We start from the raw sequence: 17,096 nt of genomic DNA on the forward strand, positions 1-17,096 counted from the left end.
CGAGCGCCAGAGACCATCATGGCCCAGGATCGTGCAGAGCGGATCAGCGCCTTGCGTCGCAAGGGGTGCGCGCAGGTGCTCGTCATCGGCGGTGGCATCAATGGCATCAGCACCTTCCGCGAGCTTGCGCTGAACGGCGTCGATGTCGTGCTGGTCGAGCGCGGCGACTTCATGAGCGGTGCGAGCTCCGCGCCCTCGCGCATGATCCATGGCGGCCTGCGCTATATGGAGAACGGCGAGTTCGCGCTGGTCAAGGAATCGCTGCGCGAGCGCAACCTGCTGCTTGCCAATGCACCGCATCTCGTCAGCCCGCTGCCGACGCTGATCCCGGTGGTCGACCGCTTTTCCGGCGTGGCCGGTGCAGTGCGCCGCTTCCTCGGCGGAGAGGGGACGACCGGCGCGCGCGGCGCTCTCATCATCAAGCTCGGGCTCTGGCTCTACGATCTCTATGCCGGCTGTGGCAGCTTCGTGCCGCGCCACAGTTTCTTCGGCGGCCGGGAGACGCGGCGGCGCTGGCCGGCGCTGCGTTCCGACATCGTCGGCAGCGCGCTCTATTACGATGCCAGGATCAGCCATCCCGAGCGGCTCGGTATCGAGCTCATCCTCGACAGCGAGCAAGCTACACCCGAGGCGCTGGCGCTCAACCATCTCGGCCTCGTCGGGCTGGAGCCGGGCGGCGCCGTGCTCGAGGATAGCCTGACCGGCGAGCGCTTCACGCTCGACGCCGACATCGTCGTCAACGCCACCGGCGCCTGGATCGACCTGACCAATGCAGGGCTCGCCGGGAAGGCGCCGCGCCTGATCGGCGGCACCAAGGGCTCGCATCTCGTCATCGCCAACCGGCGGCTCTTTGATGCGATCGGCGAGACGATGATCTATTTCGCCAATCGCGAGGGTCGTGTCTGCATCCTGTTCCGGCATCTCGGCCAGGTGCTGGCGGGCTCGACCGATATCAGCGTCGAGACACCGGACGGGGTGCGCTGCGAGCCTGACGAGGTCGCCTATATCCTGGCCTCGATCGCCGAGGTCTTCCCGGAGATTCCGATCCCCGAGGACGAGGTGATCTATCGCTTCTCTGGCGTGCGGCCATTGCCGCGCAGCGATAGCAGCCTCAATGCCAGCATCTCACGCGACCATAGCTGCGAATGGCTCGATCCGGGCGCCGGTGCAGACCGGCCAGTGCTCAACCTGGTCGGCGGCAAATGGACGACTTTTCGCGCCTTCGGCGCCGCTGCCGCGGACATGGTTCTAGCCAAGCTAGGGCTTTCACGGGAGGCGACGACCGATCACAGCGCGATCGGTGGCGGCCGCGATTATCCCACGAGCGAGGGCCGGCAGGCCTGGATTGCGCGCGTCGCCGGCGCGGCCGGATTGGCTTGCGAGGAGGTCGAGCACCTGTTGGTGCGATACGGCACTCGGATCGACGAACTCGGCTACAGGCTGGCCGGACGCGGCGACGAAGCCCTGATCTCGCTGCCGGCCCATGGCTGTGGCGAGATCGCCTGGATCATCGACAATGAGCAGCCGGAGACGTTGGCCGATCTGGTCCTGCGCCGCCTGACCATCGCCTTCACTGGCGAGCTCTCGCACGCCGCGGTGATCGAGCTGTCTGGGATCATGGCGGCGGCCCGCGGCTGGGACGAGCGCCGGCGCACAGCCGAATGCGCCGCCCTCTTCGCCGAACTCAACACCAATCACGGCGTCGGCGAAGCGATGCTTCGCCGGCGCAATACCGACCAAGGGAACAGCGATGTACGATTCGAAGAAAGTCCGCATGAACCGGCTGTTCCACAACGGCAGGTGTCTTGACGTCGCGATCGACCACGGCGTCTGCAACGAGCCTTCCTTCCTCGATGGGCTCGAGGATATGGGCCGGATCGTCGACGTGCTGGTGGAGGCAGGGCCGGACGCGATCCAGATGAATTACGGCCAGGCCGACCTGCTGCAGGGGCGGCCCGGCAAGGACAAGCCGGCGCTGGTGATGCGCATCGACATGGGCAATCCCTATAACGCACTGCGCCATCGCGAGATGTGGGCGGTGCTGCAGAACGCACATGATCCGGTCGTGCCGGCGCTGAAGCTCGATGCGGCCTGCGTCGTGGTCAACCTGTTCATGCTGCCGGACGAGCCCGCGCTGTTCCGGCAATGCGTCGAGAACATCGCGCGCGTCCGCCAGGATTGCGATCGCTACGGCATGCCTTTGATGATCGAGCCGCTGGTGATGCAGCCGAACAGTGCGCGCGGCGGCTATCTCGTCGACGGCGATGCCCAGAAGATCGTCACGCTGGTCCGCCTTGCCCGCGAGATGGGCGCCGACATCATCAAGGCCGACCCGACCAGCGACCCCAACGAGTTCGGCCGCGTCGTCGAGGCCGCGCGCTGCCCCGTGCTGGTGCGCGGCGGCGGCAAGGCCGATCTGCGGCAGGTCTTCGCCAACTCCTACGCACTGATGCAGCAGGGCGCGCATGGCATGGTCTATGGCCGCAACATCTATCAGCACGCCTCGCCCAGCCGGGTGGTCCGGGCTCTGATGGCGATGATCCATGACGGTGCCGACGACGAGGCCGCGTGGCAGGTCTACGAGAGCGGCGAATGAGCCGGCTGCTTCTTGGCCTCGATGCGGGCAACACCGTCGTCAAGGCGGTGCTGTTCGATCGAGGTGGCAGGGTCGTCGGCAAGGCGGCGCGCGACGGCCATTCGAGCAAGCCGGAGCCCGGCCATGTCGAGCGCGATATCGGCGAGCTCTGGGACAATGCCGGCGAGGTGATCGCCGCCTGCCTGCGCGATGCCGGCGCGAAGGGCGACGATGTCGCCGCTGTCGGCACTGCCGGCCATGGCAACGGGCTTTATCTGCTCGACAAGCAGGCGCAACCTCTCCTCGGCATCCAGTCGCTTGACACGCGCGCTGCCGGGCTTGCGGCCGAGTGGCGGGCGGATGGCACGGGTGACGCGCTCTATCCGCTCTGTCTGCAGAAGCCGTGGCCGTCGCAGACGGCGACGCTGCTCGCCTGGGTCAAGCGCGACCGGCCGGAGATTTATGCGCGGGCCGGCACCGCCTTCCTGTGCAAGGATGCGCTGACCTTCATGCTCACCGGCAAGCTGGTGAGCGACTATTCCGACATGAGCGGCTGCGGGCTGATGCGCCTGCCCCAGCGCGACTACGACGCCGAGTTGCTCGCGGCCTATGGCCTCGCCGAGGCGCGGGCCCTGCTGCCGGCGCTGGTGCAATCCGATGCGATTGCCGGAACCGTCACGGAAGCGGCGGCGCGTCGGACTGGACTCGCCGTCGGTACGCCGGTCGCCGCCGGCTTCTTCGACATCATCGCCAGCGCTGTCGGCGCCGGGGCGGCCGAGCCGGGACAGGCCGCCATCGTCGTCGGGACCTGGGGCATCAATCAGATCATCCTCGACAAGCCGCTGGTCGACGAGCACATCTTCCATGCCTGCACCTGGCGACCGGACCGCTATGTTGCGGTCGAGTCCAGCGCGACCTCCGCGGTCAATCTCGAATGGTTCGTGCACGAGATCCTCGGGGATCACGGCCCCGAAGCCTTTGCGCGCTGCAATGAGCTCGTCGCCTCGGTGCAGCCGAGCGCCGACAGTCCGCTGTTTCACCCCTTCCTTTATGGCTCGAGCGCTGAGCCCAAGGCGCGGGCCGCCTTTCTCGGTGTCGCCGGCTGGCATGGTCGGGCCGAATTGCTGCATGCGCTCTATGAAGGCGTCGTCTTCGAACACCGCCGCCATATCGATCGCCTCCGGGCCAACGGGGTCAGTTTCGACCGGGCGGTCCTGTCCGGTGGCGGGTCGCGCAGTGCGGCCTGGTGCCAGATGTTCGCCGATGGCATCGGCGTGCCGGTCACGGTCGCCGAATGCGAGGAGACCGGCGCGCTCGGCGCCGCCATCGCCGCCGGCGTGGCCGCCGATCTGTTCGAGGATATCGAGGCCGGCGTCGCGCAGATGGTTCGCAGCAAGCGCAGCTTCGTGCCGATCTGCCAAGACCGAAGGTTGAGCGATGCGCGCTACCGGCTCTTCGCCGATCTTGCTACGACTCTGGCAGCACAGTGGCAGCGCTATCGATCGGAGGTCGCGTGAGCGTCCGTCGCCATCTCGGATCCTGGGATTATGTCATCGTCGGCGCGGGCTCGGCGGGATGCGTGCTGGCCAATCGCCTCAGCGCCGATCCCACCAAGCGCGTGCTGCTGCTCGAGGCCGGCGGCTCCGACAACTATCACTGGATCCACATCCCGGTCGGCTACCTCTATTGCATGGGCAATCCCCGGACCGACTGGGGCTACAAGACGGCGGAGGAAAAGGGCCTCAACGGCCGCTCGCTCGCTTATCCGCGCGGCAAGGTGCTTGGCGGCTGCTCCTCGATCAACGGCATGATCTATATGCGCGGTCAGGCGGCCGACTATGATGGTTGGCGCCAGCTCGGCAATCCTGGCTGGGGCTGGGACGAGGTCCTGCCATTGTTCCGCAAATCCGAGCGGCACCATAGCCTCAATGAGCCGTTCCATGGCAGGGACGGCGAGCTGCATGTCGAGCGCCAGCGGCTGTCCTGGCCGATCCTCGATGCCGTGCGCGAGGCGGCCGAGGAGATCGGCGTGCCAAAGATCGACGACTTCAACGGCGGCGACAATTTCGGATCGTCCTATTTCGAGGTCAACCAGAAGGCCGGTTTCCGCTTCAATGCGGTGCGCGCCTTCCTGAGCCCGGTGCGCAATCGCCGCAATCTGACCGTGCTGACCAAGGCGCAGGCCGAGCGCATCCTCTTCACCAGCAAGCGCGCGAGCGGGCTCGAATTGCGCCTCAATGGCGAGCCAGTACAGGTCGATGCCGCCGGCGAATTGATCCTGTCGGCGGGCGCGATCGGCACACCGCAATTGCTCCAGCTGTCAGGTGTCGGTCCCGGTGCGCTCCTGTCACAGCACGGCATCACCGTCCGGCACGAGTTGGCCGGTGTCGGCGAGAACCTGCAGGACCATCTCCAGATCCGAACGGTCTTCAAGATCACGGGCGCGTCGACGCTGAACGAGCGGCAAGCAACGCTGCGCGGCAAGATGGGCATCGCACTCGAATATGCGCTGCGCCGTTCCGGGCCGATGGCGATGGCACCGAGCCAGCTCGGCATCTTCATGCGCTCCGACGAGCGCTTCGCCACGCCGAATATCGAGTTCCACGTCCAACCGCTCTCGCTGGAGCGTTTCGGCCAGCCGCTCGACGCCTTTCCGGCGATCACGGTCTCGGTCTGCAATCTCCGGCCGGATTCGCGCGGCCATGTCCGCATCGCCTCGAACGATCCGGCGGAGCATCCCAGCATCGCGCCCAATTATCTTTCGACCGAAAGCGACCGCGAGGTTGCGGCAGCCTCTATCGTGGCGGCACGCCGGCTGATGCAGACGCAGCGGATGCAGGCGTTTCGGCCGGAGGAACTCAAGCCCGGCGCCGGCATCCAGGATCCTGCGGCGCTGGCGCAAGCGGCGGGCGACATCGCGACGACGATCTTCCACCCGGTCGGCACGGCCAAGATGGGTAATGACCCGATGGCGGTGGTCGATCCCGAGTTGCGCGTGCATGGACTCGCGGGCTTGCGCGTCGTCGACTGCTCGATCATGCCGACGATCGTCTCGGGCAACACCCATGCTCCGGCGGTGATGATCGCCGAGAAGGCGGCTCAGCTGATCTTGGCTGCGGCGACGCCCGGCCTGGCTGCGCGCTCCGCCTAGCCTGAATAAGGGCTGCTAGTGCGGATCAGGCGGGCGTTCTGATCGCGGAACGCATCGACGAACTCGCGCGCGATGCGCGACATCGGGCGAGGCCCCGGCTGGAACATCGCGTAGCGATAGTCGAGTTTCGGCAAGAAGGGCTTCGCGATCAGGCCGAGCCTGCGGAAATGCAGGCTCGTGATCACGTCGACGATCGTCACGCCGACATTCTCCATGACGAGCGCACAGGCGGTGCCGAAGAACTCGACATGCACGGCCATGCGCAGCCTGGCGGACTGCTCGGCGAAGGCGCGCTCGATCGCTTCGTGCAGGAAGTGATCGGCGTAAAGTGAAATGAACGGCACATCGTCGAGAAGTTGCGGTGTGATGACGGGCTCGCCGGCCAAAGCGTGATCTGCCGGAAGCATGCAGACGCAAGGCACCTCGATCGTGTCGATGAGGGCAGCCGGCCGTTCGATCGGCAGCTCGGCGAAGCCGATGTCGAAAGCCTCGATACGCCCGAGGTCGCGTACCGTCGGTGAGGAGCGCGTGATGAAGCGCACCGTGCCCTCGGGCCAGCGCCGGAGCAATTGGGCGATGATCGGCGGTAGCGCGTAGGTGGCGAGGCCAGGCTGGCTCGCAAGCGACAAGGTTCCAGAACGCAGGCTCTTCAGATCGCGTGCAACCTGACGCGTGCGCTCGAGCACCCCGAGCGTGCGACGCGCCTCCTCGTAAAACAGCAACGCCTCGGGCGTGACCTGCAGCTTGCCCTTCTTGCGCTCGAACAGGGCAACCCCGAGCTCGTCCTCCAGCCGGGTGATCAGATTGCTGATCGCCGGTTGGGACTTGGCCAGCAGCGTCGCTGCCGCACTCATCGAGCCGCTCTCGATCACGGCGCGGAAAGCTTCCAGATGTCGCGTATCCACGGGGCACCGCTCGTAAAGTTATAACCTAGATCGATACCTTTTACCGCAATTCGTTTTTGACGTGCTGCTCAAATACGCGACGATGGCGGAAAGCTCGCAAGAGCCGGGGAATGGAACCGCATCGTGAAAGACACTCTCGTCCTCGACGGGATCGAGAAGCGCTACGGCGATTTCGTCGCGCTGCATCGCACCGAGTTGAGCATCCGGGCCGGGGAATTCATCACGCTGCTCGGCCCGTCAGGCTCCGGCAAGACGACGATCCTGATGAGCATCGCCGGCTTCGTCAGCCCGAGCGCCGGGCGGATACTTCTCGATGGCCGCGATGTGACGGCGCTGCCTCCGGAGCGGCGGAATTTCGGCGTCGTCTTCCAGGGCTATGCGCTGTTCCCGCATCTGACCGTGTTCGACAATGTCGCCTTTCCGCTGCGGGCCCGCGGCATCACCGGAGACGCCGCGCGGCCGAAGATCATGGCCGCACTCGCGATCGCGAAGCTGGACGCGTTCGCGCATCGCTATCCCCGCCAGCTCTCGGGCGGGCAGCAGCAGCGCGTCGCATTGGCCCGCTCGCTCGTCTTCTCACCCGAGCTTCTCCTGCTCGACGAGCCGCTGAGTGCGCTCGACCGGGCGCTGCGCAAGGAGTTCCAGGCCGAATTCAAGTCGATCCATCGCGAGGTCGGGACGACCTTCATCTATGTGACGCATGATCAGGAAGAAGCCCTGACCATGTCGGACCGCATCGTGATCCTCGACAAGGGGCGCATCCTCCAGATCGCGCCGCCGGCCGAGCTCTACGAGCGGCCTGCGACTGAATTCGTCGCGGGATTCCTCGGCAAGAGCAATTTCCTGCGCGGCAAGGTCGCCTCGGTCGCTGACGGCCGCGCCGAGCTGCAAATGCCGGGATTTGCCTCGCTCGCGCTCGACAACGGCACCGGCGCGCGCCCGGGCGAGCAGGCGATCGCCGCCCTCAGGCCCGAAAAAATCCGGCTGGCGACGTCGACCGGCAGTGTCGATGCGGCCCCCTTCCAGGTGCGCGGCCGGGTCAGCGGCGTCACCTATCTCGGCGCTTCCATCGAGGTCGAGCTTCGGCTGGCGAATGACGAAGCGCTGCTAGCGACGCTTCCGGCCAGCCAGGGGAGTTTCGAGGAGGGCGCGGAGCTCGTCGCCTCCTGGGATCGCGACGCGGCGATCCTGGTGCGTGGCAACGAGGCCGCGGCATGAGCGCCGTCGCAGCGAGCCAGAGCTCCGCGGCACGGTCGGAGCAGCTCTACTGGTGGATGCTGCTCGCGCCCTGCGCCTTCCTGGCGCTGTTCTATCTCGTGCCGGTCCTCAATGTCCTGGTGCTCAGTTTCACCGTGCCTCGCCCCGGAGTCGCAAACTACGCAGAGCTCGCCAATAACGCGGCCGTGCAACGCGTGCTCTGGACGACGCTGCGGATCGGGGCGATCACGACGGTGCTGGCGCTCGCGATCGGCTATGTCGTCGCTTATGCGCTGGTGCATTGCGGGCCGCGCGAGCGCCAGATCCTGCTCGGGATCGTCGTGGCGAGCTTCTGGATCAGCGCGCTCATCCGCGCCTTCGCCTGGATCGCGCTGCTGCAGTCGCGCGGGCTCGTCAACTCGGCCCTGATGGCGAGCGGGTTGATAGAAAGCCCATTGAGCTTGGTGCGCAACGAGATCGGTGTGGTGATCGGCATGGTCCACTACATGCTGCCCTATGCGATCCTGCCGCTCTACACGAACCTGCGCGGCATCGACGACCGGCTGGTGCCGGCAGCGCGGGCTCTGGGCGCGACGCCGGCCCAGGCGTTCCGCTGGGTGTTCCTGCCGCTGAGCCTGCCCGGACTGATCGGCGCGGGCGTGATCGTGATGATCTTCTCGCTCGGCTTCTACATCACGCCCGCCATTCTTGGTGGTGGCCGCACCATCATGGTTGCGGAGTTCATCAGTGTGCAGATCTCCGAGACCCTGCGCTGGGGGCTGGCGGCGATGCTGGCGAGCGTACTCCTCGCCTCTGTGCTGCTGCTGGTGACGTGGCTCAGCCGCTTCATGGATGTCGAGCAGGCGCTGAGGAAGTGATGATGTCGATGTCCGACGCCTTCGCGCAGAGCAGATTGCCGTTGACCCGGATCATCGCCTGGCTCGCGGCTGCGTTCCTGCTGCTGCCGCTCCTCGTCGTGATCCCGATCTCCTTCACGCCGGAACGCTATCTGTCCCTGCCGACGGACTCGGTCTCGCTGCGCCATTACGGCAGCCTCGTCAGCGACGGCCGCTGGTCGAAGAGCATCGTCGACAGCCTGCTCGTCGGTATCGGCGCCATGGTGCTGGCGACCCTGATGGGAACCGCCTTCGCCGTCGGCGCCTGGCGTCTCGGCGTCCCGCTCGCACGGCGGCTCAGATTGCTGCTGCTGGCACCGATCATCGTACCGCCGATCGTGCACGCCATCGCCTTCTATCGGGCTTGGGCCGCGCTGGGCCTGCTCGACACCTATCTCGGCCTGGTCCTGGTTCATGCGATGAAGGGACTGCCCTTCGTCGTGCTCACCGTGGCGGGCACGCTCGCCAACCTCGATCCGCGCCTCGAGCAGGCGGCCCGCAGCCTCGGCGCCGATGCGCGCCAGGCGATGAGCTGGGTGATCTTCCCGCAGATCCGGGCGGGGATCGTCGCGGGCGCCGCCTTCGCCTTCATCACCTCCTGGGACGAGACGATCGTCGCGCTCTTCATCACCAGCCGTGCCGTCACCACCTTGCCGCGTCGCATCTGGGAGGGGCTGGCCGACAACATCGATCCGGCGATCGCCGCCCTCGGCACGGTGATGATCGTCCTGACCTTCGTCGCGGTCGCCTTCACGGCCACGCGCGGCGCGTCTGCAAAAGCCTAAAAAACAGAGGGGACCACGCTATGACCAAAGAACACCAGGAATTCCGTGACGACTGCCTGGCGATCCTGCGCGAGCAGACGGAGGGCAAGCGCGTGCATCGCCGGCGCTTCCTGCAAGGCCTGGCAATGCTCGGCGCGATACCGGCGGGGTTGCGCCTGACACCGGCGCACGCCGCTGCCGGCGAGATCGTGATCGTCAACTGGGGCGGCGATGCGGTGCCGGCTTACGACGCGATCTGGGCCCAGCCGTTCAATGCCGCCAATCCGGGAGCGAAGGCGCTCATCAACGGCTCGGGTCCGAGCTCGGGCAAGATCAAGGCGATGGTCGAAAGCGGTGCCGTCACCTGGGATGTCTGCGATCGCACGGTGCCGGCCTCGATCGAGCTCGGCCGCCAGAACCTGCTGGAGAAGGTCGATTGGTCGATTGTCTCCAAGGACAAGCTGCGCCCCGCCCACCGCTCCGATTGGGGCGTCGGCGCCTATCTTTATTCCTTCGTGCTGACTTACGACCAGCGCGCCCTGAAGGGGCCCGCCCCGAAGAACTGGAAGGATTTCTGGAACGTCAAGGACTTCCCCGGCAAGCGGACGCTGCGCAACAACATCGAGGGCATGCTCGAAGCTGCGCTGCTGGCCGACGGGGTTCCGCGCGACAAGATCTACCCGATCGACGTCGACCGGGCCCTGGCCAAGATCAAGGAGATCAAGCAGCACACGATCTTCTGGACGACCGGCGCGGAAAGCCAGCAGCTCTTCCGCAACCAGGAGGTCGTGATGGGCAACCTCTGGCACACGCGCTCGATGCTGCTCGCCAAGGAAGTCGGCGACCGCATCAAGTTCACCTTCGAGGAGGGCGTGCTCTTTCCCGGTGCCTGGATTGTGCCGAAGAACAACCCGGCGAAGCAGCGTGCCTGGCAATTCGTTGCCTCCGCGCAGGACCCGAAAAGCCAAGTCGAGCTGTTCAAGCGCGTCGGCAACGGCCCGGTCAATCCAGCCGCGGCCGAGATGGTTCCGGCCGAGATGAAGGCGCTGGATTGCGGTTCGCCGGAGAATTTCGCGCGCCAGGTGGCCGTCGACAGCGAATGGTACGCCGAGCACTACGCCACGATCTTGGCCCGTTACATGGACGCTATCGCGTCCTGACCTCGCTGCCGACGGGCGGTGCCGACCGCCCGTTCCCCCGCCTCCCGAATGAACAGGTAGATCAATGACGACGGCCCCGTTTTCGCTCGCCCAGACCTTCATGGGCGTCCCCCACCGCACCGAGATCGGCGATGCCAAGGCGGTGGTGCTGGGCCTGCCCTTCGACTGCGGCACGCATCCTCAGCGTGTCGGCTCGCGTCTCGGGCCGTCGTCGATCCGCGAGCAGTCGCTGCTGCTGCGCGCCTTCGACTTCGCCAACGGCATCAACCCGCTCGACGCGCTCGGTGTCGTCGACGTCGGTGACGCCAGGGTCAGCCCCGGCGATCTCGATGCGTCCTATGCGGCGATCGAGGAGGCAGTCGGCGCGATCGCGCGGCAGCGTGTCGTGCCCGTCACCCTCGGCGGCGACGGTGCCATCGCTTTGCCCGAGATGCGCGCCCTCCACCGCGTCTATGCGGATCTTGTCACAGTCCATATCGACGCGCATACCGATGCCTATCCGATCGAGGGGTACAATACCGCGACGGCCTTCGTGCGTGCGGCCGAGGAGGGACTCATCGACCCGAAGCTCTCCTACCAGGTCGGCATGCGCGGCACGACGATGCTGCCCGGGGTCGGCGAATACGGCCAGAGCCTCGGCTACAACGTGATCCCGATTGCCGAATTGCTTGAGCGCGGCATCGGGACGGTCTTCGCCGAGATGCGGGCGCGCATCGGTGATCGACCGGTCTATCTGTCCTACGACATGGACTTTTTCGACCCTTCGGTCGCGCCGGGCGTCTGCACGCCGACCTGGGGCGGAGCGACCTCGCGCGAGGGGCTCGCCGTGCTCGAAGCCTGCTCCGGCCTCAACCTCGTTGGCGTCAACATCAACACGGTGAGCCCACCCCACGACGTCGGCGGCATGTCTGCGCTGCTCGCCGCGCAGATCACCCTGAACGCGCTGAACCTGATAGCGCGACAGCATCAATCGCGGGTGGCCTCAGCTTCCAGGCAGTGAGTGTGTCGCCGACCCGGCTCAATCGACATCGGCTGGCGTGAGGCGCTGGACGTAGCGCCGCAGCAGCGTTTCGAACGTCGCGAGCGCAGGCGTTACCGAGCGGCCGCTGGGCCGGATCATGACGATGTCGCGCGCGATCGTCGGATTGGCCAACGGCCTGGCGATGACCCGGCGATGCGGTGCCGCAGCGCGCGCATAGGTTGGCAGCACAGCGACGCCGAGGCGTGCCTCGACCAGTGCCAGCGCCGTCGTGATCTGCGAGACTTCATAGGCCGGCGTCAGCGGTATTCCGACCGTCTCATAGGCGACCTCGACCAGGAGGCGGATGCCGCTGTCGCGCGTCAGGGTGATCAGCGGCTCGCCTTGCAGCTCACGCCAGTCGACCGTCGCCGTGGCGAAGCGGCTGCTGGGGCTGCAGAACAGCATCAGGCTGTCGCGCGCCATCGAGATGCGCTCGATGCCGTCCTCCACGGCTGCGAAGGTTCCGAGGCCGCAATCGGCCCGGCCGATGCGGACGGCTTCGACGATTGTGTCGGTGCGCGCATCGAGCAGCGCGATCTGGATACCAGGATAGCGCTCGCGCATCTCCGCGATCGCCTCGGGCAGGATCGCAGCGGCGAGCAGCGGCGGGGCGGCCACGGTGATCCGGCCGCGCCGGCGCTCGGCGAGGTCGTTGGCATTCTGGATGGCGAGGTCGAGATCGTGGACGATCTTGGCCGATGCGCCCTGGAACTCCCGCCCGCCTTCGGTCAACTCGACCCGGCGCGTGGTGCGGTCGAAAAGACGGACCCCGAGTGCGTGCTCAAGCTCGCGCACCAACTGCGACAAGGCCGGCTGCGCCATGTGCAGTCGCTCCGCCGCCTTGGTGAATGTGCCCAGCTCGGCGACGGCGAGGAAGGCCTGTATCTGTCGCAACGTAACCGCCATGGGTAATTTATAATCAGATTATCTGAATTAAGACAAATAAGCTGAATTCCATATGGTCAGAACCATGGCCATCATGCCTCGACATCGCGCCGCTGGCCGCTCCGATCGAGGCTTTTCATGACCGCCTACCCAGATCTCAAGCTCTATATCGGCGGAGCCTGGCGCAAGACCTCAGACAGCGTGCCGGTGCTCAACCCGGCCGATGAGAATGTGATCGGGGCCGTCCCCGTCGCAAGCCGCGCCGATCTCGACGATGCGCTCGCGGCAGCCAGGGAGGGCTTCAGGCTCTGGAGTCGGACGTCGCCGCGCGCCCGCGGCGAGATCATGCTCAAGGCAGCGGCGCTGATGCGCGCCCGCATCGACGAGATCGCCCATGCGATCACGCTCGAACACGGCAAACCCTTCACCCAGGCGCAGCTCGAGGTCATCCGCGGCTGCGAGTTTTTCGAATGGGATGCGGCCGAAGGCCAGCGCACCTATGGTCGCGTCATCCCGAGCGAGCCCGGTATCAAATACGTGGTGATGCACCAGCCGATCGGCATGGTCGCGGCGTTCTCGCCGTGGAACTTCCCGATGAGCCAGCCGGCGCGCAAGATCGCCGGGGCGCTGGCAGCGGGCTGCTCGATCATCCTGAAGGCGGCCGAGGAGACGCCGGCCGGAGCGCTGCATATCGCCCGGGCCCTGCACGATGCCGGCTTGCCGCCTGGCGTCTTCAACCTCGTTTTCGGTGTTCCGGCCGACATCTCCTCATACCTGATCCCGCAGGAGCAGACCCGGCTGATCGCCTTCACCGGCTCGACCGCCGTCGGCAAGCACCTGACCAGGATCGCCGCCGACCACATGAAGCCGGTGCTGATGGAACTCGGTGGCCACGCCCCGGTGATCGTCTGCGACGATGTCGACCCGGTGGCGGCGGCAACGGCTTCGGCGATCCGCAAGTCCCGCAATACCGGCCAGGTCTGCACCTCGCCGACACGCTTCTTCGTGCAGAAGCCGATCTACGAGGCGTTCGCCAGGACCTTTGCCGAGAAGGCGCGTTCCGTGGTGGTCGGCAACGGCCTCGACAGCGCGACGCAGATGGGCCCGCTCGCCAATCATCGCCGCATCGAGGCGATGGAGACGCTGGTCGCCGACGCCAGGGCCAAGGGCGCGCGCGTGCTGGCCGGCGGCGAGCGCATCGGCAATCGCGGCTATTTCTTCCCCGTGACGGTTCTTGCCGACGTGCCGGACGAGGCCCGGGCCATGCGCGAGGAGCCGTTCGGCCCGCTCGCCTTGATCAGCCCGGTTTCCTCGCTCGACGAGGCGATCGAGAAGGCGAACTCCCTGCCCTTCGGCCTCGCCGCCTACGCCTTCACCCATTCCGCCAGCAATGCTGATCGCCTCGCCGACGGGATCGAAGCCGGCAATGTCTCGATCAACACGCTTGAGGCCTCGGTGGCCGAGACGCCTTTCGGCGGCGTCAAGGACAGCGGTTATGGCCGCGAGGGCGGCGCCGAGGGGCTGGCGCACTACACGGTTATCAAGAACATCTCGCACCGCATGACGATCTAGCCGGCGGACGAGGAGGAGGCAGTCGCATGAACTACGCCAGGAAAGACGCCAAGGCCTACGCCCGCGCCAATATGAAGGGCATCTGGGCGGCGGCGCTGACGCCCTTCACCCAGTCGCTTGCCATCGACGAGGACGGCTTGCGCCAGAACATCAGGCACTGGACCGACGATCTGCAGATCGACGGCCTGTTCATCGCCGGCAAGCAGGGCGAGTTCTTCTCGATGTCGATCGAGGAGCGGAAGCGCAGCTTCGAACTCGCGGTCGAGGCGACGTCTGGCCGCGGCCAGACGATCATGTCCTGCTCCGACCAGAACATGGATGTCGTCATCGATCTGGCGAAGCACGCGCAGCGGGTCGGCGCCGACTACATCGTCGTGCATGCGCCGATCCTGCACTTCTTCAAGGCTCAGGACGAGACGCTCTACGAATACTACCGGACGATCGCCGAAAAGGTCGATATCGGCATCGCGCTGTGGAGCCATCCGGACAGTGGCTATCTGATGAGCCCGCAGCTCTGCAACCGCCTGGCCGACATCGAGAACGTCGTCGCGATCAAGTACAGCGTGCCGCGCGCCATGTATGCCGAGCTCACCCGGCTCGCTGGCGATCGCATCCTGGTCAGCACGGCCTCGGAGGAGGAATGGCTCGACAACATCGTCGAGCTCGGCTGGCAGCTCTATCTCTGCTCCTCGCCGCCCTATCTGATCCAGAGCGCGAACGATCTGCGCATGCGCGAGTATACCGACCTTGCCTTCGCCGGCGAGGTCGAGAAGGCCCACGCCGTGCGCGACAGCCTCGATCCAGTGCGTGAGGCGCTGCGTGCGACGCGGCCGGCCGAGAAGCCGCATGCGCATCAGAAATACTGGCAGGAACTGCTGGGGCAGGTCGGCGGGCGCGTGCGCGCGCCGCTGCTGGAGCTGACCGAAGCCGAGAAGGCTGCGACCCGCACCGCCTTCGAGAATTGCGGCTTGAAGCTTGCCGGCGCACCGCTGGCCAAGGCTGGCTGAGACTTAGGGCTTGAACGACGGGAGAGACGGATATGGCGACCGAAGGACGGCTGAAGGCTTTCAACTTCAAGAAGTGGATCGAGGAGAACGAGCACCTGCTGAAGCCGCCGGTCGGCAACAAGAAGGTGTTCGACGATGGCCAGATGACCGTGATGGTCGTCGGCGGGCCGAACCAGCGCGCCGACTACCATGACGACCCGGTGGAGGAATTCTTCTACCAGCTCAAGGGCGACATGATGCTCAAGCTGGTCGACGACGGGAAGCATTACGACGTGACGGTCCGCGAGGGCGACGTCTTCCTGTTGCCGCCGCATGTGCGCCACTCGCCGCAGCGCCCGCAGGAGGGCTCGATCGGGCTCGTGGTCGAGCCGGCGCGCCATGCCGACCAGGTCGACGGCTTCGAATGGTACTGCTTCGAGTGCAACGGCCTGGTGCATCGCATCGAGCTGAAGGTGGGGGATCTCGTGAAGGACCTGCCGCCACTCTATGAGGCCTTCTTCGCCGACGAGAAGGCCCGCACCTGCAAGCAGTGCGGCGCCGTCCATCCCGGTCGGAAGCCGCCGGCCAGCTGGGTCGCGCTCTGAGCGACTGCGAAAGCGCCGGTTCACCCGGCGTTTTCGTGGCGCTTGCGCGCCGATCAGAATTTGTTTTAAGCTTAAAATAATTTCGAACGATCCGACGCAAGAATGATCGGAGGAGGGGAACCATGCAGCACCGTAAATCAGTATGCCTGGGATTGATGCTGGCAGCCGTCGTCGCCATGCCGGCGCTGGCCCAGCAAGCGCCGGTCAAGATCGGCATGGTCACGACGCTGTCGGGGCCGGGCGGCTATCTCGGCCAGGACATCCGCGACGCGTTCAAGCTGGCCATCGACATGAACGGCGGCAAGCTCGGCGGCGCGCCGGTCGAGCTCGTGGTCGAGGACGATGCGCTGAAGCCCGGCCAGGGCAAGCAGATCGCCGAGAAGATGCTGAAGACCGACGGCATCAAGATCATGACCGGCATCGTCTTCTCGAACGTCGCCGGCGCGACCGTGCCCGATATCGTCGATGCCGGGGCGCTCTATGTCAGCCCCAATGCCGCGCCCTCGAACTTCGCCGGCAAGGAGTGCAACGAGAACTATTTCGTCGTCTCCTGGCAGAACGACAGCCTGCACGAGAGCGCCGGCCAGCACGCCACCAATCTCGGCTACAAGAAGGCCTTCATCCTCGCGCCGAACTACCAGGCCGGCAAGGATGCGCTCGCCGGCTTCAAGCGCCTGTTCAAGGGCGAGGTTGTCGGCGAGGTCTATACGCGCCTCGACCAGACCGATTTCGCGCCGGAGATGGCGCAGATCCGCTCGGCCAATCCGGACGTCGTCTTCCAGTTCCATCCGGGCGGGCTCGGCATCGCCTTCCTGCGCCAGTACCAGCAGGCCGGCCTCCTCGGCAAAACCCCGATGGTGCTGGCCGAGCCCTCGCTCGACGCGACCACGCTGAAGGCGGTCGGCGAGGCCGCGCTCGGCCTCAGCGTCACCGCGCACTGGAACACCGATTTCGACAACGCCTCGAACAAGGCCTTCGTCGAAGCCTTCACCAAGACCTATAACCGCGTGCCAACCTATTATGCCAGCCAGGGCTACGACACCGCGCTTGCCATCGCCTCGGCGCTGAAGGCGACCGGCGGCAAAACGGACGTGCCGGCGCTGCGCAAGGCACTCGCCAAGGCCGATTTCCAGTCGGTGCGCGGCGCCTTCAAGTTCGGCCCGAACCAGCATCCGGTCCAGGACTGGTATGCGCTCAAGGTCGAGAAGGGCGCGGACGGCACGCCGGTGCTGAAGACCTCGGGCAAGGTGCTGAGCAACCATGGCGACGCCTACGCCAAGGATTGCAAGCTCTGAGTCGGCGCGTCTTGCGTACTGATCACGGGGACTAGGGCGCGGGAACCCCTCTCCTGGAAGGAGAGGGGCAGGGGTGAGGTGTTC

15 protein-coding genes are annotated in these 17,096 nt (G+C 66.1%); 13 read left to right on the top strand and 2 right to left on the bottom strand.

The window, feature by feature from the left end:
* Nucleotides 1-18: 18 nt before the first annotated feature.
* The 4 genes from BLM15_RS24420 to BLM15_RS24435 are packed head-to-tail and all read left to right on the top strand — an operon-like array spanning nucleotide 19 to nucleotide 5,726.
* Nucleotides 19-1,809 (top strand): glycerol-3-phosphate dehydrogenase/oxidase, encoded by a 1,791-nt coding sequence (locus tag BLM15_RS24420; RefSeq protein WP_126115185.1) that lies wholly within the window; start codon nucleotides 19-21, stop codon nucleotides 1,807-1,809.
* Nucleotides 1,751-2,596 (top strand): class I fructose-bisphosphate aldolase, encoded by an 846-nt coding sequence (locus tag BLM15_RS24425; RefSeq protein ID WP_126115186.1) that lies wholly within the window; start codon nucleotides 1,751-1,753, stop codon nucleotides 2,594-2,596. The genes BLM15_RS24420 and BLM15_RS24425 overlap by 59 nt, the downstream gene beginning before the upstream one ends.
* The gene (locus BLM15_RS24430) at nucleotides 2,593-4,092 is read left to right on the top strand and encodes an FGGY-family carbohydrate kinase (protein WP_126115187.1); all 1,500 of its coding nucleotides are present in this window, start codon (nucleotides 2,593-2,595) and stop codon (nucleotides 4,090-4,092) included. The genes BLM15_RS24425 and BLM15_RS24430 overlap by 4 nt, the downstream gene beginning before the upstream one ends.
* Nucleotides 4,089-5,726: a GMC family oxidoreductase gene (locus BLM15_RS24435; protein WP_126115188.1), complete on the top strand. Its 1,638-nt coding sequence runs from the start codon at nucleotides 4,089-4,091 to the stop codon at nucleotides 5,724-5,726. The genes BLM15_RS24430 and BLM15_RS24435 overlap by 4 nt, the downstream gene beginning before the upstream one ends.
* Here BLM15_RS24435 and BLM15_RS24440 read toward each other — a convergent pair.
* Complete coding sequence (locus tag BLM15_RS24440) at nucleotides 5,723-6,631, bottom strand: LysR substrate-binding domain-containing protein (RefSeq protein ID WP_126115189.1); 909 nt, start codon at nucleotides 6,629-6,631, stop codon at nucleotides 5,723-5,725. The two genes, BLM15_RS24435 and BLM15_RS24440, sit on opposite strands and share 4 nt — an antisense overlap.
* A 123-nt stretch (nucleotides 6,632-6,754) precedes the next feature.
* Here BLM15_RS24440 and BLM15_RS24445 point away from each other — a divergent pair, with 123 nt between their 5' ends.
* The 5 genes from BLM15_RS24445 to BLM15_RS24465 all read left to right on the top strand — a co-directional run bounded on the left by BLM15_RS24445 (nucleotide 6,755) and on the right by BLM15_RS24465 (nucleotide 11,648).
* The gene (locus BLM15_RS24445; RefSeq protein WP_164547627.1) at nucleotides 6,755-7,849 is read left to right on the top strand and encodes an ABC transporter ATP-binding protein; all 1,095 of its coding nucleotides are present in this window, start codon (nucleotides 6,755-6,757) and stop codon (nucleotides 7,847-7,849) included.
* Entirely contained in the window at nucleotides 7,846-8,706 is an 861-nt protein-coding gene (locus BLM15_RS24450) for an ABC transporter permease (protein WP_126115191.1), read from the top strand. Before BLM15_RS24445 ends, BLM15_RS24450 begins: the two co-directional genes overlap by 4 nt.
* A gap of 2 nt (nucleotides 8,707-8,708) precedes the next feature.
* Nucleotides 8,709-9,509: an ABC transporter permease gene (locus tag BLM15_RS24455; RefSeq protein ID WP_126115192.1), complete on the top strand. Its 801-nt coding sequence runs from the start codon at nucleotides 8,709-8,711 to the stop codon at nucleotides 9,507-9,509.
* A 20-nt stretch (nucleotides 9,510-9,529) separates the two neighbouring features.
* Nucleotides 9,530-10,648: an ABC transporter substrate-binding protein gene (locus BLM15_RS24460; protein ID WP_126115193.1), complete on the top strand. Its 1,119-nt coding sequence runs from the start codon at nucleotides 9,530-9,532 to the stop codon at nucleotides 10,646-10,648.
* Nucleotides 10,649-10,712: 64 nt separating this feature from the next.
* Complete coding sequence (locus BLM15_RS24465) at nucleotides 10,713-11,648, top strand: arginase family protein (protein WP_126115194.1); 936 nt, start codon at nucleotides 10,713-10,715, stop codon at nucleotides 11,646-11,648.
* Nucleotides 11,649-11,666: 18 nt separating this feature from the next.
* Here BLM15_RS24465 and BLM15_RS24470 read toward each other — a convergent pair whose 3' ends face one another.
* The gene (locus tag BLM15_RS24470) at nucleotides 11,667-12,563 is read right to left on the bottom strand and encodes a LysR family transcriptional regulator (protein WP_236846407.1); all 897 of its coding nucleotides are present in this window, start codon (nucleotides 12,561-12,563) and stop codon (nucleotides 11,667-11,669) included.
* A 129-nt stretch (nucleotides 12,564-12,692) separates the two neighbouring features.
* On the opposite strand from BLM15_RS24470, the gene BLM15_RS24475 reads away from it, so the two are divergent.
* From BLM15_RS24475 to BLM15_RS24490, 4 genes are all read left to right on the top strand, one after another.
* Nucleotides 12,693-14,126 (top strand): NAD-dependent succinate-semialdehyde dehydrogenase, encoded by a 1,434-nt coding sequence (locus BLM15_RS24475; protein WP_126115196.1) that lies wholly within the window; start codon nucleotides 12,693-12,695, stop codon nucleotides 14,124-14,126.
* A gap of 26 nt (nucleotides 14,127-14,152) precedes the next feature.
* Entirely contained in the window at nucleotides 14,153-15,133 is a 981-nt protein-coding gene (locus BLM15_RS24480) for a dihydrodipicolinate synthase family protein (protein ID WP_126115197.1), read from the top strand.
* Nucleotides 15,134-15,165: 32 nt separating this feature from the next.
* Nucleotides 15,166-15,717 (top strand): 3-hydroxyanthranilate 3,4-dioxygenase, encoded by a 552-nt coding sequence (locus tag BLM15_RS24485; RefSeq protein ID WP_126115198.1) that lies wholly within the window; start codon nucleotides 15,166-15,168, stop codon nucleotides 15,715-15,717.
* A 122-nt stretch (nucleotides 15,718-15,839) separates the two neighbouring features.
* Nucleotides 15,840-17,012, top strand: a complete 1,173-nt coding sequence (locus BLM15_RS24490; RefSeq protein WP_126115199.1) for an ABC transporter substrate-binding protein — start codon at nucleotides 15,840-15,842, stop codon at nucleotides 17,010-17,012.
* Nucleotides 17,013-17,096: the final 84 nt, after the last annotated feature.

Origin of the sequence: Bosea sp. Tri-49 (genome assembly GCF_003952665.1) — a bacterium.
Taxonomy (GTDB): Bacteria; Pseudomonadota; Alphaproteobacteria; order Rhizobiales; family Beijerinckiaceae; genus Allobosea.